This window comes from Desulfoferrobacter suflitae, from assembly GCF_022603395.1.
Taxonomy (GTDB): Bacteria; Desulfobacterota; Syntrophobacteria; order Syntrophobacterales; family Syntrophobacteraceae; genus Desulfoferrobacter; species Desulfoferrobacter suflitae.
This window is the reverse complement of record NZ_JAIBKA010000014.1, coordinates 96,010-118,431: the sequence shown is the minus strand read 5'-3', so window position 1 is coordinate 118,431 and position 22,422 is coordinate 96,010. Positions and strand designations below refer to the sequence as shown.

The following is a 22,422-nucleotide window of genomic DNA, read 5'->3' as shown; positions in this document are numbered from 1 at the left end:
ACCCGGCTTTTCTTATTCGCAATCCCCCGGCCGCCGGCCCCGCAAACCTCCACCAACCCGGCGCAACAGCCTCACGCACAACAGGCATCCAACCCCTCACGACGACGCTCCGGCCGCCCCTGCCCGGCCCGATCCCAGCCGCCGGATGAAGTAGTCCGGCCACGCGTCAAACGGGCGTTCCTCAATTGTCGATGGGGGTAATGTTTGCACGCGCCCAGCGGATGAGTTGATCATACGTGGTGCCTTTGGGGAAGAACTCGGCCACGCCCATCTGTTTGACCTTCTCGATGTCCTCTTCCGCAAGGAAGCCGCCGGCGGTGATCTGGATCTGGCGAACGTCCTCTCTTTCAAGCAGATCTAATATCTTCTTGAAATACTCAATGTCCGCTCCCGGAAGTGTAGTCACTCCAATATGATCCACCGATTCCTGAATGGCGGATGCAACGATGGCTTCAGGTTCCTGCAAGTCTGTGTAGATAACCTCGAAACCGGCTTCGCTGAACGCCCTGGCCAGATTCATCACGGCCGTCGCATAGCCTTCGCCGCATTTAGCCATCAAAATTCTGACTTTTCTCTGATTCATGAGGTGACCCTTTCAAATTCCATGCTGATTCCACGTTGAATTGTCGTTTCAAATCGCTCCCCAATGCGCTCATCATATGCTGCGACGGTAACCTACAAAATTGTAGATGTCACTCATGACGCTCTCGTAGTCTTTCTTGATCCTCTCATACATTTTCGCATTTTCAATGGCTATGGCGCCCATTTCGGCAAGAGCGACGGCAAAGTCAAGTTCCTCTTCCGAGAAATCTCTGGGCGCTGCGCTGTAAAGCCTCACAACTCCAATGATGCGGTCGCGCACGGACAGGGGGATGGATACAATGCTGACGATCCCCTCGGCTTTCGCTTCCTGCTGGTATTGAGCGCGCGGATCGGTGACGGCATCGTTGATCACAACGATTTTTCCTTGCATGGCTTCCGCAATGCTGCGGTCGGCATCCACCGGACCCTTCTTTATGTACGCATCGGTCAGACCGTGCGCGGCCAGCAGTTCGAGTGTCCGCTGTTTGGAATCCAGCAGGCGAATGGCGCAGGCCTTGAGATCCATGACCTTGACCATGCTGGTCACCAGCATATCCAGCACTTGTTGAAGATCGAGGGTGGAACTGATGGCTTTGGCGACATCACGGAAAGACTTGAAATAGGTTTTGTCCAGAGCCGTCATAGCAATTCCTCCTGTTCGGGCCGGCAGGCTTGTAAAATCTCGGATAGCTGACTCCACCTCACGCGCAACGTCCTGAACCATCATAGACCCACTTTCGGATAAGCTTCAACTGAAAAATGGCATCGTTGTGGCAATGTGGCCTGAGGCCACAGGGATTACTTTGGTGATGCCAACCCATTGCTTGCCCAACCGGGATGTGAGCGCATCTTTCCAGTCGCTGTCAGGTGCTGCCTGCGGGTGCTCCCTCTGCATTTCATTAACATTTTGAAAATAAGAGCCTATTAGCTGCCATGGGGGAACTGCGCTACCCAATCAATCCCACCCAAAATACACCTTTACTTTTGGTTCAAATCGACTAAATAAATAGTCGACCGTAGAAAAGCCAAATTCCGCGTGATCGGAAGACGGGAAGCCACATGTCCTGCACACCAAGCCGGGGGCGGACGGGTTATCTCATCTGCGTAGTCCAGAAACAGAATTGTGGCGGGTCTTGGCTTTTTTGTCGGGATATGGTGGTGAATTCAGGAAGCAGTGGCTGAGCAGATATGGGAAAAGAAGCGAAAACCAAAAATGGATTCAGTGTGTGCCGCAGGTGCGATACCTGCGGGATGAGGATCGGTAACATCACTTTCGATGCTCATGACAAGTGCACACTCAAATGTCGGCAATGCGGCAAAGAGTACACTTTTCAATTCAAGTTGCGAGAGCTGCGATGTTCCACGGATGAGGCATCCGTATACCTGCCATAGAGTGGCTGCACCTGACAGGTTCGTTTCATTCAGGCGCCTGGCCGGCTTGTCCCAATTTGTAGCGGATTCTCAAAACACCCTCCCTGAAATCAACCGATATGATACGAAGTGGTCCGATTTCACCGCTTCTCTTGACATGAGGCCCGATACAGGGGCAGACATCATAGTCCCCTATCCTCACCAGTCGAATGCGGTTTCCTGCGTCGGCAGGCAGCTTGTGCATGTCAAACTGTTGTTCTGCTTCTTCTCGAGGAATGAATTCTTCCGTCACCGGCACATCCGCCTGAATTATTTCGTTCACTTTCCTCTCTAATGCGCCGATCTCGTCTCTGCTCAACGGCTTGTTAAAATGGTAGTCCAGTTTTGATTTCTTCTTTTCAATGTGAGCGCCGAAAGAGCGTTGACAGTTGAACATCCTGATCATGGTCTGGTTCACCAGGTGTTCGGCGGAATGCATTCTTGGATCAAACTTCTTCTCCTTTGAGGCGGCAGAGCCCGCCGCACCATCCGCTGCGCGGGTCACGCGTTCCTGCACCAGTTCTTTTTTTACTGTACGCGGCACCTGCGGCATCCGGCGATGCGCCTGCCGGACTGCTGCTTCAGTGAGTGCCTTTTTCAGTTGCCAGTCAAATGCATCTCCGTATTCGTCCCGTGCGGGAATGAAAAATTGTGTAAAAATATCCAAATCATCGTTTAGCGATTCGATGAAATCGGCAACGAGGGCTGCTCTCTTTCTACGCCATTTCTTAATGAGAAAGCCATAATGATACATCTGCAGGTAGTGCAGAGCGGAGACTTCCCACCCGGCTTCGATTTGCATGGCCGCCTGGACCAGTTGGCCGTGTCTTTCGGGGTCATGTCTGTAGACGTCGACGGCGGTCTTGATCTGCTGGAAAAATGCGCCGGCCTCGCCCGCCCGATCGCTTATGTCCAGCCATTCATACAGATAGGCGCAGTGCGCTACCTTGGTGAGACCACCGGTGGCTCTTCCGATGACAATATTGCCCAGCAGTGAGGCCTCATAATCGACCAGGCCGCATGGTTCGAACCGCGAGGGAATCAGGCAGAAATCACCGCCCGCCAGGATCAGCCTGGAGAGCGGTTGGTTGAAAATGTTGTTGAAATAGACCCGGGTTGGATGATTTAACGCGAGCGTGGCAAAAGCGGCTTCGCTGGCTTTGCCGACCGGATCTCCAAGTGTCGCGGAGGCCAGAATGATAAATTTTATTTGATGATCGTAGTCGAGTGTTCTATCGATAATGTCGGCTACCAGGCCGAGATTCTTCTGTTCCACCAAACGGCCGACCGCGGTCAGGAGAATGGGATCGCCCTGCGGTTCTGAGCCAAAAGCTTCGAGGTGCAGCAATCGCTTCAATTGCGCTTTGGTGGCGAGACTGGCTGGACCGAAATTGTGATCCCCGGCAAGCATCTCGGATTGCGTGACGGGGTTGGCAAAAATCGGCTTTGTCCTGTTTGACTGCATCGCCCTCAGAACACCCGCTTTCAACTCAGGCAAATTTTGCGGCCGGTTCGTGTCGCTCAACCCGTTAGTTATGCCGGCAATGGGAAGCTTCTCAAACACATTGAGATGTCGATTGGGGACGAAGATTTCACCGGGTGGCCCGCCTTTTTGTGCATATGCCTGAGCCCAGAGTTGGGCGTGATTTTGTTTCAGTTCCGCGGCGTAGCCCCAGGTGCCGGCGATGTCCCCGCTCACCGTGGTGATTTTGCCGCCCATTTCATGCACTTTGAGCATGCAGGCCTTGATCAGATTCAGGTTGTCAAAAAAATCAAAATACCTGTGGAACAGTTTTTCGCCGGGCAGATTGATACGCTCAAGAGAATGGTAGCCACCGCCGATGAGGGGCGTGATTCCCTGGTAGGATGCGTTGTGAATGGTAAAATGCACCGGCACTTCGCTCAGGTAGGCATCACCCAGGTAAAAGGGTATTAGGCCCACGTGGTAGTCGTGCAGGTGAATCACATCAAAATGGCTCTGCTTGATGTATGAAGCCATGGCCTGGCTTACCGAGGAATAGAGGAGCAGTCCCATCTGCGGATCATCGGGGTAAACGGCTTGGGCATTGGTCCAGTTCAGCTGCAGGTTGTCCCAGAAGTAGACGACCTTCTGGCCGTCACCAAAAACATGCTCGTAGACATCGAATTCAAAAGGGTTGCCCAGCAGGGTCGCTGAGGCTTTGGATTCGACAGGAATCAGTTTGCGCTTGTCATAGTGGGCAAAACATGGGGAAAGGATGGTCACTTCCAGTTGGATGCCCTGCCTGTCGGCGGCCTTGACCAATTCCAGCGGCAACTCTTCAATGATTACCCCCAATCCACCAATCTTTACTCCCAGACCGGTTTCCGCTCGTCCGATTTCCCAAGCCGGCATTGCTACTCTGAGTTTGTCCTTAGCCTTCAACATGGAGCGAGTCCCCTTTTTTTTCATTGTCGATATCGCTGATGCCCTTCGCAAGCTCAGTGCTTTCTACCACAATATTGCATGAATGCCAGCACCATAGCGGCGCTCGAAGTGTTCTTGTCGATTACCATGGGGGAGAGCAGTGACGCCGGTGAGGTGCCGTTTTACTGCAAAATCAGTTTCTCGATTGCACCGATGGAGTTGCGTATTGGAATGTTCACCTTGATTGAGTTAAGTTACCATTAATTCGAGCTGACAGCAGCCAAATTTATCGATTTTATCGGTAAGCCTTTGTCATGCCGACGAAATGCCGCCAAGGCGGGAGGCATCCAGTGGGTACGGCCGACTCTCTGGATCGCGGCGTCTGGTTGAATGACGAAGGTTGTTTGCCCGTACAAAGGTGGCTGAATTTCGGCAACAGCAGAGGTTTTAGAGGATCCTCAGATGAGCGATCAGAACGGATCTGCAAATCAGGAAACAAGAGTCCATCACCTGGAACAAGAACTGCGAGAGTTGAGGGATGAAGCGGTCCGGCTGCAGGATGAATTGAACACTACTCGAGCATTGTACGCTTTTGTCTCGGCGCTCGGTACCAGCCCAAGTCTCGGGGAAAGCCTGCAGTTGATCGCAGATAAGATCAGAGAGTTTTTTGGCGCGGTTGGGTCGTGCCTTGCCTGTCTGGATGCGGAGGCGAAGAACTTGACTATCACCGCATGTGCAGGGAACAAGATAGAACCTCTGCGTAACCGCTGGCTTGCTGCAAGTTCTCCGCAGTTCGATGGGAGGGGGGAAGCGGTTATTTTTGAAGCAGACGTTGCAGGGGACGACCCCATCGCCGGTCAAATCATCGGAGGGGCCAATGTCGTGTCCGGGATGCGGGCACCACTCCGAATGGGGAGCCACTGTTTTGGCTACGCCTATGTCTTCAGCGAAGAAGACATTTTTACCGGTACTCACCTGGATACTTTTTTACGGTTGACGCAACACGCCGCTGCCGAAATCCAACGCAGCAGGACGGAACAACTGCTGAGGGAGAGTGAAGAACGGTTTCGCTTCATGGCCGAGACCACCGGCGATGTCATCTACCGTCTCAGGTATGACTCCATGACGTACGATTATCTCAGCCCGGGAATTTTTAATTTGACGGGGTATACGAGGGATGAAATCGAGGAGTACGGGTTTGGCAAGCTGATTCTGAGAATAGATACGCCGAGTGAAAAAAACATTTCTTCTCAAGCCATTATCAAGAACCGGCTGGAGGGCAAGACTCGGGAATATCGGGCAGATTATCTTCTGAAGACAAAGTCCGGCGAGTTGAAATGGATTCGGGACCACTCTTCCCCGTGGTACGATGAATCTGCCGTGATCATCGGATCGGTGGGCATATTGAGTGACGTGAGTGAATACAAGCGAGCCGAGGAACGCATCGAGCAGCGCACGGTGGAGCTCATCGAATCCGAGGAGAGGTACCGTAGTTTGGTCGAGAATGTGCCCCTGGTGGTCTATCGGATGAGACCAAGGGGGCACGTTTTTTTCCTAAACCAGTTTGTTGAACAGGTATTCGGTTTCACTGCCGGCGAGATCCTTTGCAATCCGGAGCTCTGGCACAGCAGAGTGCACGGAGAGGACCAGGGCAGGGTCATGAACCTGCGCGATGCGAGCTTCAAGGAAGCAAGAGACTTTTTCGCCGAGTATCGAATCATTCACAAGAATGGTCATTTGGCCTATGTGCTGGATCATGCCGTCCCGTTTTATTCGACCGATGGCCGCATCAGCAGCCTGGATGGGATCATCATGGACATGACCGGCAGGGTGAGGCTGCAGGAGCAATTGCTGCGGGCAGAGAGCCTTAAGACCATAAGCGAGGTTTCCCAGCGGCTGGCGCACGAGATCCGCAATCCCCTCGTGTCCGCAGGCGGATTTGCGCGATTGCTGCTGTCTTCTATGGCGAGCAGTGATCCCAACAGAGAAAAAGTGGAAATCATTGTGCGGGAGGTGGGGCGACTGGAGTCGATCCTGCGCATGATTATCAACTACATCCAGCCCCTCGAACTGAAACCGGTACCTACGGAAGTGGCTGACCTGCTTCATTCCGTGTTGCGCAAGCTGGCCGGGAGTTTCGAAGAGAAGTGCATTCGAACCAAGCTCCAATTGGCAGCGCAGATTCCCCCCGCGGCAGTCGATCCGGTGCTGATGGAACAAGCCCTGGAGGCTCTCGTCAGAAATGCCGTTTGTCATATGCCCACGAACGGCAGGATCTTCTTTCTGAGTATGCAGGAAGACGAGTTTGCCAAATTATGCATAAGGTATCCCGCGGAACACGTATCCAACGATGATATCGAACATTTCTTCTATCCTTTTACTACCTCTCACTTTGGACCCGGTGATTCCGACCTTCCCATGTCCAAGATCATAATCACCAAACATGGCGGGCATGTGCATGCCGCAGCCAATGAATCGAGCGAGATCATTTTGACGGTTTCGCTGCCGCTGCAAGGGAGTTCTGTCCCGGCGCATTTAGCTTAATACTTTGAAATGAATTAGAAATTTACTTTTTTACGGGAGCCTTCTACGGTTGATAACGGATTGTTGATTGGGCGGCGCGGACCCTTTCAGCCGCCGAGATAGAGTTTTTGTACTTGCGGGTTGGTCAGCAGTTCGCGACCTGTTCCCTGCAGCCGGTTCCTGCCCTGTTCCAGCACATAGGCGCGATGAGAAACGGCCAGACCCTTGCGGGCATTCTGCTCCACCAGCAAAAAGGAAGTGCCCTGCCGATTCATTTGGAGGATCCGCTCAAAGATCTCTTCGACCATAAGAGGCGCGAGTCCCAGCGACGGTTCGTCGAGCAGCACCAGCTTCGGCTGCATAAGGAGTACACGGGCGAGAGCCAGCATTTGCCGTTGACCGCCGGACAGTTCGCGGGCGGGCCGGTGGCGGCGCTGAGCGATCCAGGGAAACACGGCAAAGACTTCTTCTCTCCGGCTCTTGAGGGTCTCGCGGTCGGGCAGCAGGTAGCCGGCCATTTCCAGATTTTCGGTTACCGTCAGGCTGGGGAAAATGTTTTGACCTTGGGGAATGAAAATAAGTCCCCTGGTTCCCTTTTCCTGCGGATCCATCCCGGCCGTTGCCATCTCCTCGAACAGAATCTCTCCTCGAGTCGCTGGTAATTGTCCGACAATGGCGCGCAGCACAGTGGATTTACCGGCACCGTTGGGGCCGATCAAGCACACGATCTCTCGGGGCATCACAGCGAGTGAGATGCCGAAGAGAATCGTGACACGTCCATAGCCCGCATGCAAATCCCGCACTTCAAGTAGCTTCACAGCCTTTTCCCAAATAGGCTTCAATCACGGCGGGGTCTCGCTGTGCCGTTTCAGGAAGCCCGTCAAAGATGAGGCGGCCTGCATCCATCACCAGAACTCGTTCGCACAACTCGGTCACCAGCGGCATATTATGTTCTACGACAAAAAACCTTATTCCCTGCGCTGTCAACTGCCGGATGACCTGAACAATGTGGCGAATCAGAGAAGGGTTTACGCCCGAAGTGGGTTCATCCAGCAGCACCAGTTGCGGTCGGCACATCAGCACCCGCCCCAACTCGATCAGCCTCTCCTGCCCATAGCTCAATTCACTTGCGGGCCGGTCTGCCAGGTGCGAAAGCTTGAGCAGTTGGAGAATTTCCTCGGCGCGGCGGCGGTTTCCACGTTCCTGCCGATTGATGGCTCCCGGGCGGAAAAAAACCGCTAAGATGTTTTCTCCCAGCTGCTCTGGAGCCACCGCCAATAGATTGTCGCGCACCGAAAGAAAGGGCAGCACTCGGGTCTGCTGAAAAGTGCGGATCAAACCCAGGCGGCTGATGACGTCGGGCGGCAAATCCTGGATCGGCTTGTGGCGAAACAGAATCCAACCGTTATCCGCTCGATAAAAGCCGGTGATGATATGAAACAGTGTGGACTTGCCGGAACCGTTTGGCCCCACCAGTCCGGTCACCCGGTTGTTCGCCAGATCCACACTCACGTCGGCCACTGCTGTTAATCCACCGAAGCTCTTGCTCACATGTTCGATTCTAAGCACCGCGCCCCCCGTGCAATTCGGCAATGAGACCCTGCGGGCGTCTGAGCATGAGGAGCACCAGCATAAGCCCAAAAACCATCCCCTGCAGGGGCGCCACGTGCCGTCCAAAATCGGTCGGGATGGGCAAAAAACGCAGGGATTCCTGCAAGAGAACCACCACGCAGGTTCCGAGCAGCGGCCCCGAGGGAGATCCTTTACCGCCCAGCACGACACACAGTAGCACGATGATGGTCCCCTGCAGCGTGAAGTCGTTGGGACTGATATAGGTCATGTAATGTGCCCATAGAGCGCCGGCTAGACCGGCGATGACCGATCCGACGACGATGCAGCGCATCTTGAGTGAGAGAAGGTTCTTGCCGAACGCCTGCGCCACAAACTCGTCTTCTCTGACTACTTTGAGGGCGCGGCCGAAAGGGGATGTTTCCAGTCGGTGCAGGATAAGAAAAACCAGAATGGTGCACGCGACGGTGAACATCAGGTACTGCAGCAGGTCGGCCGGCATCCCGCCCAGCAGGGTGGGCCGGGGAATTCCGGGAATACCCATGGGACCTTTGGTCAGCCAGCGTTCATTGAGGAACAGAAGGCGCATCATTTCGCCGAAAGCCAGGGTGGCGATGCCAAAATAATCGCCGGTCAAACGCAAAACGGTGAATGCCAGTCCGGCACCGATCAGGCCTGCCAGGGCCATGGCCGACGTTATTCCCAGGGGAATCGGAAGGCCGCCGACGGCCATCAATGCAGACGTGTAGGCGCCGATGCCGAAGAAGGCGATATGGCCGAAATTGTACAGACCCGCATAACCCAGCTCAAGGTTGAGCGACATGGCGAAGATGGCGTAGATGAGAGTTGAAATGGCGATGTGTAACAGGTAATCCATGCCTCAGCGCATCCCCTTCTGGAAGGAGAAAATTCCTCCCGGCCGAAACAGCAGCATGACCAAAATGACGGCGAATGCGATGAAATCCTTGTAGCCCGGGGAGAGTACCGCCACGCTGAGGTTTTCCGCCACGCCTATCGCGATGCCGCCGATCAGCGCCCCCCAGACATTTCCCGGGCCGCCCAGCAACACGGCGGCGAAGGCTTTCAAAAGATTGATCACCCCCATCATGGGTTCGAGGCTCGTGTCCATGGCCAACAGTATCCCACCCACTGCCGCGAATGTGGCGGCCAGTATCCACACGGTACGATTCACCCGACCCAGCGGAATCCCCATGATTCCGGCCAGCTCCATGTTGTCGGCGACCGCCCGCAGCGCTTTGCCCAACATGGTGCGGGTGAACAGCCAGTAGAGAAAGGTGAGAAATACGACGGCGGTGATCAACATGGAGAGCTGCATCCGGGTGACGATGATGGGTCCCCATTCATAGCCTGCGGCGAGGTCCACATTGTAGGAGAGCAGGTCCGATCCGAAACCGAACTGGATGGCGTTGCGCAGCAGGTAGGAAAGGCCGATGGAGGCAATCAGGAGGGTCATGCGGGTGCCGTGACAGAGCGGCTGAAACACCAGACGATCCTGCAGCAGACCCACGCAGACGGTGCAGGCGACCGCAGGTGCCGTCGCCCAAATCAGCGGCAAAGACAGGGGAGGGGAGGTGAAAAAAAGCGCGCTGTAGGCTCCCAGCGCGATCAGTTCCCCGTGGGCGAAATTGATGAAGCGGAACACGCCGTACACCATGGTCAGGCCGACGGCAAACAGTGCATACATGCTGCCGGCTATTATGCCGTTGATCACCAGTTGCAGATAATACACGCCTGTGCTCTATCAGGAGGCAAACAACGGGGGCGCGTTTGCCCCCGCAATCGAGCAGGTTGTTTGAACCAGGGAAAGGGCCGCCAGTGGACTACTTTCGATAGTCTACGATTTTGCCGTCCGTCACTGTCCATTTGCCGTATACTGCCCCCACGTCGCCGTTCTCATCAAAGGTCTTGTCACCGGTGACACCCTGATAGCCTTTACCCGCTTCCATCAAAGCCTCACGGAGGGCTTCCGGGGTCGACTCTACGGCCAGATTGAGAGCCTTGGCCGTGAGGTTCACCATGTCGTAGTTGTATTCCGCAAACACGCCGATTTTGCTCTCCGGATAAGCCTTTTCCCAGGCGGTCTTGAAATGCTGATACTGCGGGGTATCCTGAGAAAAAGTGGGATAGGTGCCGATGATTCCTTCCGCTGCCTCGCCTGCGATCTCCACCAGCTTGGGGGACTTCGAGGCGGAGCCCATAATCCATTGGGTTTTAACCTTCATTTCAAAGGCTTGCTTCAGCATGGCGGCCCCTTCTTTGATGTACGTCAGGTTGACCACGGCCGGCGCGTTGCTCTGTTTGATGCGCAGAATTTCGCTGCGATAGTCGCTCTTGCCTTCTTCATGGGGGAACTCATCGATGATTTCGCCGCCGCTCTCTGTGAAGCTGTCCTTGAACGCTTCCGCCAGGCCGACCCCCCAGTCGTTGTTGATGTAAGTCAGCACCACCTTGCGGTATCCCAATTCTTTGGCAAGCTCGGCGCCGCCCCTGCCCTGCAGGATGTCTGACGGAAACACGCGAAACACGTAGGAGCCGCACTGGGAAATGTCGGCTGCAGCGCTTTCCGCACCAATCAGGACAACCTTATTCTGCTGGGCGATGGGGCAGATCGCCAAAAAATTCGAACTGGCTGCGGGACCAAAAATAATCGGCACCTTATGCACCGTGATCAGCTTCTGGATGGCAGAAACCGATCCCTGCGAGGTCGATCCGTTGTCCTCAAAAATGATTTTCAAGGGTTTTCCCTGGATACCGCCCGCGGCATTGACCTCTTCCAGAGCCAGGTTCATGGCCCGCTGGAATCCTTCACCATAGACCGCCAACTTGCCGCTCAATGGGGTTATGGATCCCACTTCCACCGCATCTTGAGCCCACACCGGGAGTGCCGCCAACACGATAGCCAACCCAAGCAACTTCTTCAAACTGCCCATCATAGATTTTCTCCTCTGTGGTTGTGGTGAGGATCGAATATTACGTCAATAGGGATGATGCTGTCCAGGACCTTGTCCGAGATCTCTCCTCCGGAACATGTTACCGACCGCTCACCGTCGTCACAACCCTACAGCGGTCTTGAGCGCATCGTTGCGTCCGTCTTTCCACGGGCTGAGGTAGCGGGCGATGGCTGCAGCGAGCGTGTCAAAGGTACGGCAAAACTTTTCCTCGTCCGTTTCCAGCAGGGTCATGCGGAATCCCTGCAGCTCCGAGCTGAACGAAGTGAGTGGCACGACACAGATTCCGGTCGCTCCCAGCAGATAATAGACAAATCGCTTGTCGGGTTGCATGCTTCGGTCGGCGGTCAGCTGTTCGATCAGCACACGCACCTCGGGGTCCTCCAGCGGCAATGACTGAGAGCCGTTGACCCAGCCATCCTCGAACACGGCGGTCATGTAAAACGCTCCCTGGGTGCGGTTGGCAACGATGCCGGGCAGGCTTCCAAGCCTGTGATAGGCCGCCCCGGACAAACGTTCATAGCGCTGCAGCCGCTCCTGTAGATAGCCCGGATAGGCAGGATGCTCGAATATGCGGGGGATCGCCCTCTGCGGCAGTGTGGTCGAGCAGACCTCCACCATCTTGGCGTTGACGATGCTGCGCACGTATTCTGCAAACAACGGGTCTTTATCGCCATTATAGACTTCCAGCCAGCCGCATCGGGCTCCGGGCCAGGGCAGCTCCTTGGAGATGCCCTTCATGGCTATGCCGGGGACGTCTTCGATCACTTCCGCCAGCGATTTGGTTTTGTTCCCGTTGAAAATAAGGTTCTGATAGATTTCGTCGGCGATGATGAAGAGATCGAAATCCCTGGCGATGCTTACGATTTCCCGCAGGGTCTCTTCCGGGTAGACCATGCCCGTCGGATTGTCGGGATTGACGATGAGAATGCCCGCCACGGCCGGGTTGTATTTTACTCTGCGGCGCAGTTCGGCGACGTCCGGCAGCCAGTGATTGTGTGGGTCGAGAGGGTAGCTCACGGGCGGCAGCCCGGCGTGGGAGGCTTCGGATGAGGAATGGGTGGTGTAGGTGGGCGAAGGGGTGATCACTCGAGCGGTGCGCCGCAAAAAGCCGTAGACCTTGGTGATGGCGTCTCCCAGGCCATTGAAGAAGATGATGTCTTCCGGTTTGATTGCGGCGCCGCCTTTGCTGTTATTCTTGGCCGCCAGGAACTCGCGTGTTTCCAGAACACCCTGGGTGGCACAGTAGCCGTAGGAACAGTCTTCCATGGCCAAATCGGAGATAATGGCCTTCATCCAGTCGGGAATTTTTTCTCCCTTGGCCACCGGATCGCCGATGTTTTCAGAATTGATCACAACCCCGAGCTTTTCCAGCCGTTGAGCCACATTGACGATGTTGCGTATTTCGTAGGTCAGCTTGCTTGCGCCTATATGGACAATTTCAGTTCGCATGGCAGTAATTTCCTTTCCAGTTATTTTCAGCCGATCGGGCTTGTGTTCTTTGATCAAGATCAAAAAGAAAAAGGCTGCGACAACGGGCAGCCCTGAAAACAAGAAGGGCTGCGGTGGAAGGCCCGCAGCCCTGAGATGGTCGGTAGTCTGTGCGGTTCTCTATACCATTCCCATCCGGACCACGGGCCTGCGCGCCGCGGCGGCCGCCGCCACTGCTGCTGCATTCAATGCTGCCAACAGATCCGTGATCCTGATGCGATGCATAAACTTTAACACTCCTCCACACGATCAATCCACTAACCGTGACCGTTTGTGCTCTCTGCTAACACAGCCGCAGCTGTTTGTCATCAAAAAAATGACAGAAAAAAATGAAAACCCGCCATGGCGCAGGTCAGGGTGTGACAGGAAGGAGCTCGCTGACAGGGTTGTGCTGCCGGGGAGTGCTGCGCACACCCTGACCTACGGCTGACACAATCGTGTTGTCAGGGGATGCTGTGCACACCGTGACCTACCAACGACCTGCAAGTGAACGTGTCCATGCCCACATGGGTTGCCAAATCTCTCATTATGTTCAGATGGTTGCTTCATGACCCGTTGCGCCGAAGATGCGGTCGTGCAGGTAGAGCCGATGATATTCCAGTTGTTCGGTGGAGCATTCGGCGCTCACATCCCTTGCCCCGACTTCGTGCACCGGCACCTGCAGCAGGTCCAGAAAACGCCGTGCACAGCGCTGGTGAGGCGGCCGATACTGATCGAGTTTCTCCAATTCAGTGACCAGGTGCTTGAACAGATGTTTTTTCAGGATAAACGAGTATCCGACCGTCTGCCTCTTTCGCCCGCTGATCTGCTCGATATTTTCGCGTGTGAGGAGACGCAGGGCTTCGAGGCTCTTGAAACATTCAAGCCGATCCAGACGTGCATTGACCAGCAGATGGTGGAGGAAGGCGTGGGGAAAAAAGCGCAGGGCACTGGTGACGGGATTGGCTGCGGTCATCCCCAAGCCGCACTGGCTTCCGGCCTTGACCGCATCACTCTTGGCCCACAGAGCATGGACGTGGTCGCTCAGCCCCTCTCCCTGAAGAATACTGTCCAACGTGGCTCCAAGGGAGAGCGTCCCCTGCAGACAGGCGGGGCACTGCCCGCAGGATTCTTCCGACAGCCAATCGGTGAAATGCCTTGCCAATCGCACCACATCGTCGTCTTCACCGATGAAGACCAGTCCGCCGGACCCCAGCATCGCGCCCACATTGTCAAAGCTGTCGAAATCGAGCGGCGTGTGCAACAAGTAGGAACGCACTCCCGTGAGTGACAGAATGGCTCCCGACGGACCGCCTATCTGAACCCCGGCCAAATGTTTGCCCTCCTGAATGCCGCCGCAAATTCGAATGATATCATCCAGTGTACGTCCAAATCGCACCTCCACCAGTCCGGTATGTTTGACGATGCCGGCAACGGAGAAAATTTTACTGCCGCCGCTGCGCTCGGTGCCTTGTTTGGCGTACCACCTGCCGCCTTTTTGGATAATGAGGGGAACATTGGCGAAGGTTTCCACGTTGTTCAACAGGGTCGGCTTTCCCCAGAGTCCCCTGAAGGTGTTGGAAATGGCGCCCAGGGTGGGCTCTGCCGCTTCTCCCTCGATGGCCCGCATGATGGCCCGTTTTTCCCCGGCGACAAAGGCGCCCGCTCCAAGGCGAATATCGATATCAAAGTGTTTTCCCGAAACGCCGAAGATGTCTTTCCCCAAAAAACCCTTGCGGCGCGCTTGAAACAGGGCATGTTCCAGGCGGCGCACGGCATCTTCGTATTCCTTGCGCACGTAGATGACCCCATAGCGGGCATCCACCGCAAGGGCGGCAAGCAGCATTCCTTCAATCACCTGGTGGGGCTGTTCCTGAATGAGAGTGCGGTCCATGAAGGCTCCCGGGTCCCCTTCATCGCCGTTTGCCACAATGAGTTTGATGTCATCCTTGTTCGGGTCTTTTTCGTCAATTGCGCATTTTGCCAGCCGTACCGCGTCCCACTTGCGGCCAGTGGGAAAGCCTGCGCCGCCGCGCCCCCGGAGCTTTGCCTCACTGATCGCTATGACAATGTCTCTTGGTTCCCATGCGGGTTCCGAGGTGAGTCCCAGTACCCGGAAAACTGAAGCGTACCCGCCATTGGCGCTATAGGATTCGATATCGTCCCCGGGTGATCCGGTGGAGGCAAAACCCAGCACCAAGCGATCCTGATCTCTCAGGAAGGAGTGATCATCTCCTTGTACCAGGCTGTCAGCCAGCCCCTGGTCTTCGACTGGGGGCGCGTGGTTCGGGGGTCCGCTGAGGCATATCAGCCTGTAGCTCCCATCCTTCCGCCTGACAGCAACGGCATTGGCGTTATAGACCCCCATGCGCATCGGACCCTCGGTTCTCTCCGCCTGCACAAACCCGTCGACAACTCTGGCCTGCGGCTTCAGGCTCTGTTGCAGTTCCCTGGCGAGGAATCCTGCGGGATAGTTGATGAAGGTTTCCATCTGTGCCGCCTGGTCGAGGATCACGCAGCCGTTTTGTTCGACCCCGTCGGGTGCCGTATAGCTGAAGGCCAGGCTGTGAGGGACAAACTGTCCGAGTGCATGGCGCCGGCCATTTCGACAGGCATAGACTTCCCCGGCGGCATCAATTTTCAAATAATATCCCGTGACATCGATATCTTGTGAGGTATCCAGCGCCACCCGGGCAGGTCCGTTGTTCCGAACGATTGCGGATATGCGGACTTCTTCCAGCAGATCGCTCTCATGCCCCGGCGCCAGCAGTTCCTTGATCCGGTTCAGGAACATGATGCGGTTTTCGTATTGGGGTCCTTTTAAGAGGTGCTCGATAGTCCTGGGTATGTCGTCCGCAGTGCGTTTTCCCAGGAAAGCATCGCGCGTTTTGATGACGGGAGCCAGGTGGCATACCCCGAAACAGTCCATCTCAATGAACTGAATGCCATGCCGCCCGACTTCTCCCTCTTCAGCCGCAATCTCTGCGGCGAGGCGACGCGACAAATCCGGTTGACCGCGCAGAAAGCAAGCCGTTCCCTTGCAGATGTAGATGATGATATCGCCGCCGGGATCTGCACTGTATTGTTTGTAGGATGCGATGACGCGAATGACGTCTACCGGATCGAGCTCCAGGGTTTGCACGATCTTATGAAAGGATTCCGGCGTGATATATCCGAAGATGTTGTGCACCTCCTGGAGAACCCGGGGTAGCCTGGCCTTGGGACCGAGACCCGCAATGACGTGATAAATGTCTTTGTGCTGTTCCCGTTCAGCGATAGCGGCAACGACGTCCGGACGTAACATGAACGCATAAAGAAACCACGCTTGTTCCTCGTCGCTGTAGGATATTCTGCGTGTCGAATGCTCCGGCAAACGATTGTAGCGCTCCATTTCATGCTGCAGTCGTTCGTGCTGCGTGGCCGAAGGTGCGTAGCACGTGGCCAGCAATTTCCGATAGGCCTCTTCATGTTCGATCAAGTATCTGACGAAGCTCGAATGCCCCTTGTTCTCGATGGGAAGGGCTTCCAGCAGGAACAAAGACGCCTTCTCGTAAGGTTTGAGGGGTAGCCGAATTCCGTGGGCCGTCCACAACTCCTGCGCTTTTTCATAGAGCTGACCCCAACACTGCGCCGGATCATCCGCCAAATTGCGGCCAACCTGGTTTTCATCACCCGCAAGACCCATGCTCTGCAGCAGCCCGCGAATCAGCAACGGCATGGAATCCGCACCGAATTTCTTGGCGGCGGTCTGGTTTGTTCTGATGGCGTGACGGGCATAGGTGAGCCCCATCAGGTTGGCGCGCGCTTCAGAAATCAATCCGCGAACGGTACGTTCGTAATCGACCCAGTTTGTCTCCCGCAGGGTCTGGAACTGCAGCAGCTCTTCTTCCAGAATTGGGTCGTCGGAGGCGGACAAAAATTCCAGTATCATCTCCAAAACGTCCTGTTCACGCCAATCAATCCGCGCCAGGTGACTGTCGAACAATCTGACTAGAAGCCCCTGCGGATCTTGCCCGTGCAGGCCTTTTTTTTTGCCCAGCAGGGTTGCACGAAAAGCATGAAATTTGTCGGGGCGCTGTTCGAAAGCCAGTCGAAGTTGACTCAAGCTGAGCCGCATGGTGCACACAGCCTGGGCAAGTTGCGGCAAATAGCCGGGAATTCGGGTATCGACGGGGCCCCAGAAGTATTCGTGAGCCCTGTCGTGCAACTCTATCCACTCATCGGGACTCATATGAGGAGTAGGCAGCACCAGTGCGTTTCGGGTGTGATTGATTTCAGCCATGCTCAATTCCTCCTCAACCAAGGCGTGATTCCAAAGTCACCATTTGCTCGCTCACCCAGTTGTCCAGGTCCCTTTCGGCCATCTGCTCCGCCTGGGCCTCCCATTCCAGCAAGGAAATTCTCAGCAGCGCACGCAGACGGTTGTCAAGCTCCTTGATCCTTGCATCGCGATCCGGGCGCTGAGAGGAACGCAGTTCCTCCAGTGGAGCAAACCAGTGGTCTCGCAGAAAGCACCTGAAGTCATCAAAGCTCGGGTCGGCCTCCCTCTTCTGATATTGGCGCAGGGTATAAAAAACGCTCCGGCGATTGATGCTTCCGTTGGACCAACTGCGGTAAATTTCTTCCCTTTTGTTATCCAGTTGGTCGACGATCTGCTCGATTCGCCTCTGAAAAGTGGCGATACGTTCCTTTTCGAGCAGATCCGAAAGCTGTCGGTACATTTCTTCTTTGATTCTCCCCAGTGCGACACCGCGTCGGCTTGCAATTTCATGGCAGCGTTCATTGCTCGAAACGTCATCTTTGAGAATGTCGGATCGGATTCCATAGAATTCCCGTTCCACCTCTTGCAGTTCCTGATCCTGAGCGGCCAGGCGGCGCGCCGTCACCGTCGTGTAAATCCAAATCTTGTTGTCTTTGAGTTGCTCTCTTCTTTCCCATTGGCGCTGGATGGCAAGTTCCAACGCAGGTTCATGGATGCCCGCCAGATCGTAGCCGGCATTCTTGAAATCGGCTACAAGACCCTGCAAGTTCCCATTATGTTCCTCGTTGAGGAGCACGTGAAAACGTATGAAATTTGTCAGTTCGTTAACCGCCGCCGCAATGGCGCGCTTTTCCTTGCGTGACACCCCGTCGCGCAGCCCTCGATTGATGGCGTCTTTGTCCTTGACGCGGGAAGCCAGCAAGGTAATCCCCAGTGAGGTGCCGGGCAGGCCCTTGGGTCCCGGACCTTCCAGTATGCGCTCCTGAGTGAAGCGCAGCCATGCCGCCTCCATGATGTCGGAGGTTTCCCTGATTTCCCTCATGAGGGCGGTCAAAGAATCCAGATTGCCCTCCATCTTGGCCAGCAGGAAAAGGTAGTGCAGGAGTCGTTCCCGATCCATGGTTCTGTGGCGTTCCAGAAGGAGATCGATGACCGATTTCAACTCCGGGAGCATCTTTACGAGGGCGGCCTTTTCCTTGGAGCGGGTCTGCTTTTCATCAGCTTCCCTCGGCGCTTCATGGGGATCCTTCGAAGGGTGCATCACATCCCCCGGGGCGCTTCGAGAAAGCAGTGGAAGCCGGCTGGCTTTGCTCAGCGATTGATGCTGACAGGTTAAAATGATGCGATAGAGGGCATCCTCTATCAGCCGTTCCCTCAAGTATGGATGGACCCTAAGCAGTTCACGAATCTCCGCTGCAAGCTGCTCCTTGTGCCTTCCCTCCCTGAGACCGCGTCGGATGAGCAGCCGGAAATAGGCAGAGGGGATTTCCGGCCGACGATCTTCCCCGGCGTGGTCGGCTGCTGCCGGTTGCAATTGAGCGTCTTCCTTCGCCCTGGCAGAAGAATCGCCCAGGAGTCGATCAAACCAGCGGCATTCTAGCTCCTCCCGGTATCTGTCCTTGATGGCTGTCACAATCACCGCACGGATCAGGGCAACACGTTTGTGCAACGGCTCCTGCCAGTTCTTCAGGTACCATGCGGAGCCGCCGCCGGTGTTCACCCCGCTGCCGTTTCCATCATCGGCACCGGGCAAACCCCGTAGAGAGTTCTTCTCCTCCGCCGAGAGTTGCTCCCACAGGCAACAGAAATCAACGGAGAAACGAAAGTTTTCTTCCTGAAAACGTTTCCAGATTCTGTCCCCTGCCAGCAGGAATTGTTCCTCTGTTGAGATGGGTAGAGAAAACAGCGCGACGGTTAGCTCTTCAGTAGAGGCTTCCGCCAGTTTTGACTCATCGACGAGCGCCGGGATGAGTTCGCGCAATTGTGCCAGGGTCCCGATCAAATGGTCTTCGGGCTGGTCACGCAATTGCGTGAGTCCGGCATGCATTCTTTCCATGGCGAGACTTTCGGAATCCAGCCAGTAGGTCAGGAGAGCCTCGCCAATGTGAGAGGAGCTCTCTTCCAGGAGGACTTCATTTTTTAGTGTGGCCAGCGCCTGACCCGCGGAAAGGGAAGACTCCTGATGCCAGTAGGCGTTCTTGATGATCTTGGAAAAGTCCTCCCAGTCTCTGATGAAAAAGTCGGGCAGGTTCATGCTCAAAAGATCTTCATTCCACCAATAACTGAATCCATCCTGAGATCTCTCGTATCGGTGCTGCAGGACCAGTTGGCGGTCTTTTGCACACAACTGGTGCAGGAAGAAAGTGTTTTTATAAAAATCTGCTGCAACCCAGGAAGGATCTTTCCTTTGCAAAAGCGGTCGACTCTGACGTTTGCGATTCAGCAGGTTCAACCAGTTCTGACGATCCTTCAATGCCTGCCATTCGGCTTTGAGCCTTTCCTCACCGTGTTCAATCAGGTGCGCCCGTTCATCATCATGCAGGCGTTCAACCGCCTCCGGACCCATAAAAGCCCGGAGACTCTCATGAAATTCCATCATGCTCGGGTTCTTGAATATTTGCGGCTTAGTGGGAAAATTGCGCCATAATTCTTTCAGCCTGGCCATCAACAGATGGCGAGCTTTTTGTGTTTCGCTGGAAAAGACTTTTCGGAACAACTCCTTTTCCGCCGAGGCTTGCCATTTGTTGGGATCAGAAAGGATCTCGAGCCAATTGGCGGACTCCCCGGCGTTGTCGGCCGTCTCTTTGAACTGGCGCAAAAGGCCCACGAGGTGAGAGACAGCGTGTTTCTGCAGGTGCACGCAGTGCTGGGGCTGCGCTCGATCGGTCAGCAAACTGCGGGCAAATTCCCGGCAGCCGACCTGGCCGCAGGCGGCACAATCCAGCTGAGGGAGCAGTTGCACAATTTTCTGCAGGGCATCTTCTGGTATGGCTGAGGTGGTTTCCTCAGGCTTGAGGAGACTCAAAAGCGTTGCTTGGACGGATTGATGGGTGAGTGTGTGCGGCGGCAGATCCACCTGCGCGGCGCAGTTTTCCAACTCCGCCAGAAATACATCCAGATCCCCATGGTCCAGGAACGACGGGATGTTACCGCCCAACCGTCGGTGTGCTTCCCACGCCAGATACGCTTTCCATTCCGCTGCATTGAGAAGGCAGGGGCGCAGGGCGGCTCGATACAGTGACGCGCCGCGCCGTGCCAGGTCTTTTTTTAAAGAATCGAGGGTGACGGCCTGAAGGGCATCCAGGGGAGGAGCCAGCACTCTTATCATCGGACCTATGTGGTCGACCGAAGCCGCAATGCGCGAAAGGTCTTCCCGGTGTCTGCCATAGCCCACCAGCAGAGTGTAGAACGCAGGGTAGAACTCGCTGACCATCGAACCGTAGACCTCCTGCAGGTCGTTTTCGGTCGTTTCAAAAGCCCGCTGGAGCTGCGGCAAAATATGCTCAGAGGGGATGACCGCGCGACAGTAATCTTCAACCGATTCTATGGCATGGGGATGAACCTGTTGGATGCTCAGCCCCCATTTTTTCCCAGTATCTGCGACCCAGTCGGGTCTTGCCCGTTCGCAAACGGCTGAAGCTGATTCCTTCAGCTGCGATGCTGGATTATTGGAGCATTCGTTGCGCAGGTACTGAAAGACAATGTAGCGAGTGAACTGGGTGTAATCGTGATAACCCTGAATTCGTCGGCTCTGTGCAATGCGTTGCAGCGCGTCCCACTGGCTCTGAATTTCTCGATCGATCCATTGCTTGAGCTCGTTGCGCGATTTCAGTTCATAGCCTTTCCTTGGTCGAACAAGGAGTCGTAAACATTGATCGGGCAGAGTCCCAAGGACTGTTTCGTGGAGTTTTTCAGGTTGCTTTTGCGGAAGCCAGGGAAGAGCGGCCATGGTCCAGCCGGTGGCAAACCGGACCAGTCTTGCGATATAGCGGTTCCTGGGCAACGGTTGCACTACGGCCTGTGAGTAGGCTGCACACTCACTGACTATGTCTCTTATGATGCGATTGTGCCAGTCAGTCAAGATTTGCCGGCTGAAAGCCAGATCATTTTCGATGCGCCCCGTGAGACTTTCCAAATCAAAAAAAAGGGGCAGGGGAGTTCTCTCGAATCGCTCCACTTCATCCAGCGAAACCAGATCCGCTTCATACGGATCACGAAATCCCTGATGTTCGATGTTAAATCCCTCCGACTGAAGCCGATCCAGAACAGCACCGGCCTCGGGTATCGTGCGTTCGCCCATGGTCTTGTTGAGCACCACGCGCATGAGATCCAACAGGCTGTCCAGCCGTCGGGTGGCAAACAGTTTTTCGATACGTCCCTGTTCGCTTTCAGTCAGCGTTTCGGCCAGACAGTATTGATGGCATCTGAGCAGGACGTAAAGGGATGGTGCCAGCAGCGATTCTTCTGCGAGCAATTCGGGGGAAACGTGACCGTCCAGCTCCTGAGCGAGTTGGTGACTCAACATGCCGGCGCCGCCATCGGACAAGCCGGATTCCTCAAGCATCCGAAACTCCAGCCAGATGCTCAGATCCTCCGGGTTTCGCAAAGGCTCCCCCTGGATGATGTGAGAGTGCAGTTGACGGTAGCGATCCAGTCTGGCTTCGTGCTCGATGGCGTCCAGCCGGTGGTATCTTTCGATCAACAGAAAGCGTTTGGTCCAGCCGGTAATGTCTTGCCGGCTCTTCTGAAAAAAACCGGCTCTCTCCAGATGCTGCAGGCTCGAGAGCAGGGCAGCCGGCAGGGAAGCCTCCGAGAAATGAAACATACCATGACCTGCGTCGGTTCTTCCCGGCGCCTCCGTAAACGGCAGGCGTAACGATGCCTCATACCACTCTCGACGGAACAAACAGGATGCGTAGCTGGAGACGTCGCATTCCCCTTTGGTTCTGCATGTCTCATCCAAGGCAAAGTTGCTCTCAAGCGCTTCGCGAGCCAAACGCTTGACCTCTGCATCGTCCACCGAAAACTCAAACAGGGTATGCAACTGAAAGAGGATTTCCGCCAGGAGTTGCTGCTTGCAGGCCAACACCTCGCTCTGCCACTGCACCGAAAAGTCGACGGGTTCTTCTCTCGACCCCATTGCGCCATGCGCGCTTTTCGGTTTGCCGCTCGGGCGCATGGGATATTGTCTGTCCAATTGATCGTATAGCTTTGAACGGATAGTCTCATCGATCATGAAGGTTTCCTCTTCT

Annotated in this window: 12 protein-coding genes; 1 reads left to right on the top strand and 11 read right to left on the bottom strand. The window is 55.2% G+C overall.

The features are described from left to right. Positions 1-181: 181 nt before the first annotated feature. The 3 genes from K1V27_RS20230 to K1V27_RS20220 form a co-directional block, all read right to left on the bottom strand. The gene (locus tag K1V27_RS20230) at positions 182-583 is read right to left on the bottom strand and encodes a cobalamin-dependent protein (protein ID WP_258931943.1); all 402 of its coding nucleotides are present in this window, start codon (positions 581-583) and stop codon (positions 182-184) included. Positions 584-655: 72 nt separating this feature from the next. Continuing rightward, entirely contained in the window at positions 656-1,225 is a 570-nt protein-coding gene (locus K1V27_RS20225) for a GAF domain-containing protein (protein ID WP_258931940.1), read from the bottom strand. 774 nt (positions 1,226-1,999) lie between these two features. Further along, the gene (locus K1V27_RS20220) at positions 2,000-4,399 is read right to left on the bottom strand and encodes a glycogen/starch synthase (protein WP_258931939.1); all 2,400 of its coding nucleotides are present in this window, start codon (positions 4,397-4,399) and stop codon (positions 2,000-2,002) included. A gap of 441 nt (positions 4,400-4,840) precedes the next feature. Here K1V27_RS20220 and K1V27_RS20215 point away from each other — a divergent pair, with 441 nt between their 5' ends. Further along, positions 4,841-6,922 (top strand): PAS domain S-box protein, encoded by a 2,082-nt coding sequence (locus K1V27_RS20215; RefSeq protein ID WP_258931936.1) that lies wholly within the window; start codon positions 4,841-4,843, stop codon positions 6,920-6,922. Positions 6,923-7,008: 86 nt separating this feature from the next. On the opposite strand, the gene K1V27_RS20210 is transcribed toward K1V27_RS20215, so the two are convergent. The 8 genes from K1V27_RS20210 to K1V27_RS20175 form a co-directional block, all read right to left on the bottom strand. Further along, the gene (locus tag K1V27_RS20210; protein WP_258931934.1) at positions 7,009-7,719 is read right to left on the bottom strand and encodes an ABC transporter ATP-binding protein; all 711 of its coding nucleotides are present in this window, start codon (positions 7,717-7,719) and stop codon (positions 7,009-7,011) included. Next, entirely contained in the window at positions 7,706-8,470 is a 765-nt protein-coding gene (locus K1V27_RS20205) for an ABC transporter ATP-binding protein (RefSeq protein ID WP_258931931.1), read from the bottom strand. Before K1V27_RS20205 ends, K1V27_RS20210 begins: the two co-directional genes overlap by 14 nt. Beyond that, a complete protein-coding gene (locus K1V27_RS20200) occupies positions 8,463-9,347 on the bottom strand; it encodes a branched-chain amino acid ABC transporter permease (protein ID WP_258931928.1) in 885 nt (294 codons plus the stop codon). The genes K1V27_RS20205 and K1V27_RS20200 overlap by 8 nt, the downstream gene beginning before the upstream one ends. 3 nt (positions 9,348-9,350) lie before the next feature. Continuing rightward, positions 9,351-10,220, bottom strand: a complete 870-nt coding sequence (locus K1V27_RS20195; RefSeq protein WP_258931926.1) for a branched-chain amino acid ABC transporter permease — start codon at positions 10,218-10,220, stop codon at positions 9,351-9,353. Between the two features lie 91 nt (positions 10,221-10,311). Further along, the gene (locus K1V27_RS20190; protein ID WP_258931925.1) at positions 10,312-11,424 is read right to left on the bottom strand and encodes an ABC transporter substrate-binding protein; all 1,113 of its coding nucleotides are present in this window, start codon (positions 11,422-11,424) and stop codon (positions 10,312-10,314) included. 117 nt (positions 11,425-11,541) lie between these two features. Next, on the bottom strand, positions 11,542-12,891 hold the full coding sequence (locus K1V27_RS20185) for a pyridoxal phosphate-dependent aminotransferase (RefSeq protein ID WP_258931923.1): 1,350 nt from the start codon (positions 12,889-12,891) through the stop codon (positions 11,542-11,544). Positions 12,892-13,462: 571 nt separating this feature from the next. Continuing rightward, positions 13,463-17,191: an NAD(P)H-dependent oxidoreductase subunit E gene (locus K1V27_RS20180; protein ID WP_258931921.1), complete on the bottom strand. Its 3,729-nt coding sequence runs from the start codon at positions 17,189-17,191 to the stop codon at positions 13,463-13,465. A gap of 13 nt (positions 17,192-17,204) precedes the next feature. Beyond that, positions 17,205-22,406, bottom strand: coding sequence for a (Fe-S)-binding protein (locus K1V27_RS20175; RefSeq protein ID WP_258931917.1), 5,202 nt, complete (start codon positions 22,404-22,406; stop codon positions 17,205-17,207). Positions 22,407-22,422 lie beyond the last annotated feature (16 nt).

Excerpts from the sequence above, each read along its gene's own strand:
- K1V27_RS20220 (WP_258931939.1), bottom strand. The coding sequence starts at position 4,399 with ATGTTGAAGGCTAAGGACAAACTCAGAGTAGCAATGCCGGCTTGGGAA.
- K1V27_RS20185 (WP_258931923.1), bottom strand. The coding sequence starts at position 12,891 with ATGCGAACTGAAATTGTCCATATAGGCGCAAGCAAGCTGACCTACGAA.
- K1V27_RS20215 (WP_258931936.1), top strand. The coding sequence starts at position 4,841 with ATGAGCGATCAGAACGGATCTGCAAATCAGGAAACAAGAGTCCATCAC.
- K1V27_RS20180 (WP_258931921.1), bottom strand. The coding sequence starts at position 17,191 with ATGGCTGAAATCAATCACACCCGAAACGCACTGGTGCTGCCTACTCCT.
- K1V27_RS20190 (WP_258931925.1), bottom strand. The coding sequence starts at position 11,424 with ATGATGGGCAGTTTGAAGAAGTTGCTTGGGTTGGCTATCGTGTTGGCG.
- K1V27_RS20230 (WP_258931943.1), bottom strand. The coding sequence starts at position 583 with ATGAATCAGAGAAAAGTCAGAATTTTGATGGCTAAATGCGGCGAAGGC.
- K1V27_RS20225 (WP_258931940.1), bottom strand. The coding sequence starts at position 1,225 with ATGACGGCTCTGGACAAAACCTATTTCAAGTCTTTCCGTGATGTCGCC.
- K1V27_RS20200 (WP_258931928.1), bottom strand. The coding sequence starts at position 9,347 with ATGGATTACCTGTTACACATCGCCATTTCAACTCTCATCTACGCCATC.
- K1V27_RS20175 (WP_258931917.1), bottom strand. The coding sequence starts at position 22,406 with ATGATCGATGAGACTATCCGTTCAAAGCTATACGATCAATTGGACAGA.